At 73.5% G+C, this 2,658-nt stretch carries 1 protein-coding gene, 1 other RNA gene and 1 riboswitch; both genes read right to left on the bottom strand.

All coding sequences use genetic code 11. The features are described from left to right. Nucleotides 1-571 precede the first annotated feature (571 nt). Nucleotides 572-1,402 (bottom strand): LysM peptidoglycan-binding domain-containing protein, encoded by an 831-nt coding sequence (locus tag BMW62_RS21970; RefSeq protein ID WP_170852526.1) that lies wholly within the window; start codon nucleotides 1,400-1,402, stop codon nucleotides 572-574. A gap of 64 nt (nucleotides 1,403-1,466) precedes the next feature. After that, nucleotides 1,467-1,612, bottom strand: a riboswitch (cyclic di-AMP (ydaO/yuaA leader). Nucleotides 1,613-1,817: 205 nt separating this feature from the next. Continuing rightward, nucleotides 1,818-2,219, bottom strand: an RNA gene (gene rnpB / locus BMW62_RS21965) — RNase P RNA component class A. Nucleotides 2,220-2,658: the final 439 nt, after the last annotated feature.

Genomic DNA, 2,658 nt, shown 5'->3' with positions numbered 1-2,658 from the left:
TGGGCAGCCGAGGCCGCACTCATCGTCAGCAGCGGGAACGCCGCAGCAGCGATCGCGACGGAGGGGATGGCGAATGCCTTGCGCATGGAGACTCCTTCGTCTCGGAGACCCGGAGCGCGGTCTGCTCCGGCTCCCGGGGATGGGTGGCGGCGCAGTGCTGCGCCGGTCGGTCGTCCGGGTCGGGGAGAACCCAGCGGTCGGTGACACGACGCGGAGCGGCGTCTCACCCGGCCCTCGATCAGGGCGTGATCACGTCATGCCCGGGCGAACCCCATTCGAACGCGTGCAACACGATCGGGTGCATGACGATCTCGTGACGCGCCGCCGCGACCTCGGCACGTCCCCTCGGGGACGCCCCACCGACGTCGGCGGAGGACGCTCCGGCGCCCCGGTCCGCGGATCAGCTGCGGGTCAGCCGGAACACCGAGATGGTGCCGACCCTGACTTGCGAAGGGGCCCGGCCATCCGACGGACCGACCACGGGTGACCGGCGTGCATCCGGCTCAGCGACGTGCGCCCCCTGCCCGGATGCCGGGCAGGGGGCGCACGTCGTCGAGCGGAGGAGCGGCGGTTACGGCAGGAAGGCCACGTGCGGGTGGTCCATGTGGTTGGCCGTGGCCGAACCGCGGTCCGCCATGGGCTGCCACGCCCAGCCCGTCCACGAACCGGCGATCCGCTGCTGCCAGATCACGTAGTCCGCGCCTAGCCGGGCCGCGTTGTCGATCACGTACTGGGCGACCGCGTTCCCCTTGGCCGCGTCGGTGTACACCATGAAGTCGGCCGCACGGCCGGCGGTCGGGCTGTGGCCGGGGCGGGTGAGCACCGTCCCGACGCCGTTCGCCTCGGCGATCTCCTGGACGGCGGGTCGGACGTGCACGTCCCACTGGTCGTAGGCCGCCGACGTCGCCACCGGAGCCGGAGCAGGAGCCGGGGCGGGCCGCTCCGAACGACTGGCGCGCTCGGGCACCGCTCCCCCGCCACTCACGGCGAGCACCTGACCGACGCGCAGCACGTTCGCGTTCGGGCCGATGACGCCGAGGTTCAGGGCGTGCAGGTCCTGCCAGGTGGTGCCGTGCCGGGCCGCGATCCCGGCCAGCGTGTCGCCGGCGACCACGACGTAGGACCCCGCGGCGGGAGCCGGGGCCGCCGCCGGTGCCGCGCCGGAGCCGCCGATCGTGAGGACCTGCCCGACGCGCAGGACGTTCGGGTCGGCGCCGATCGCGTCGCGGTTGGCGTCGTGGATGCTGCGCCACGTGGTGCCGTGGCCGGCCGCGAGCTTGCTCAGGGTGTCGCCGGAGCGGACCGTGTGCTCGCCGGTGTGGGCGGCCGCGGGGCCGATGGCCCCCAGGGTGACGGCCGAGGCCGCCGCGAGGACCACGGCCGGGTAGGCCACGGCGGTCATGGCGCGGTTGCGGGAGGGACGACGGTGTCGACCCACGGTGCGATGGCTGTTGGGCATGGGGTGGTGAGCCTCTCGCCGCCTGCGGGGTTAGCTGTCGGGTTCGGGCGAGAGCTGCCCGGCCGCGCACGGCGCGGCTTCACCCCGAGGTCCCGGAGGGCCACGAACGGTGGGTCCCCCGCGCCTGCCCGTCGTGTTCGACGCTTCCGGGCGGCCGTGGGCAGGTTCGGCGGGCGGCCTCCGGGTCCGCCGGTCAGCGGACGTGCGAACGGTAGGCAAGGTGATCGGCGAGCCAGAAGCTCGGACCCGGTCTTTTCGCGGACCCTCCGCACAGCGGCACGTGGAGTCACCGGACATGAGCGCAGCGCCCCCGTTCACCCGGACGGATGACCCGCGGACGCCGTGCGAGGGGGGACGACGGACGAGTCGGCCTGTACGCCGGGTTCTGTCCACGGGTGCCTCGCGGCCTCCCGATGGGCGGTCATCCATCTAGGCCTGCCGTTGCCGGCAGGCTCCAGCGGTCTACCCGCAGGCTCGGGCGGGCCGCCCTCGAACGCCTGCGCGGAGCGGCGGCGGACCACCGTTCCTTCTTGACCTAGCTCCGGGTGGGGTTTACCGAGCCACGCCGGTCACCCGGCGTGCTGGTGGTCTCTTACACCACCGTTTCACCCTTACCGGCGCGGACGCCGGCGGTCTGTTTTCTGTGGCACTGTCCCGCGGGTCACCCCGGGTCGCCGCTAACGACCACCCTGCCCTGTGGAGCCCGGACGTTCCTCGGCGACGGGGTCTCCCCCGCCGACGCGACCGCCCAGCCGACTCGTCCGTCGTGCCACGGAGTGTAGGACGTCCGGCACATGGATCCGGCAGCGCGCGGGTAGGACCGGCGATCCCTGCACATCACCGGATCGAGGAGGACGACATGGGACTGATCTCAGGACTCGTCAAGGCCAACCTGCTCAAGCGACTGCTCAGCCGCTTCAGCCGGCGCACGCGCTGACGGCCTGCGGCCCGGGCACGCCCGGGCCGCGGTGGCCCTACATGCCGCCTCGGTCACCGCCGGCACGCGGCCGGGATCACGCTGATACCGGCTGCGGTCGTGGGTGTGCGACCGGTTGCCCGTCCCGCGGTGGGCGGCGCTCGGCTCCTCGCTCGGCCCCTGCCCCGCGTCGTGCCGGAAACTGTCGTACCCCCTGCCTAGCCTGCGGTCATGTCGGTGGTCGGGTTCGCGGTCGGGGTGACGGTGTCCCCGGTCGACCCGT

This window comes from Blastococcus sp. DSM 46786, from assembly GCF_900109665.1.
GTDB lineage: Bacteria > Actinomycetota > Actinomycetes > Mycobacteriales > Geodermatophilaceae > Blastococcus > Blastococcus carthaginiensis.
This window is presented reverse-complemented; position numbering and strand designations above follow the sequence as displayed.

What these genes read in the sequence shown, in the direction of transcription:
- BMW62_RS21970 (WP_170852526.1), bottom strand. Translation starts at nt 1,402, where the DNA reads ATGACCGCCGTGGCCTACCCGGCCGTGGTCCTCGCGGCGGCCTCGGCC.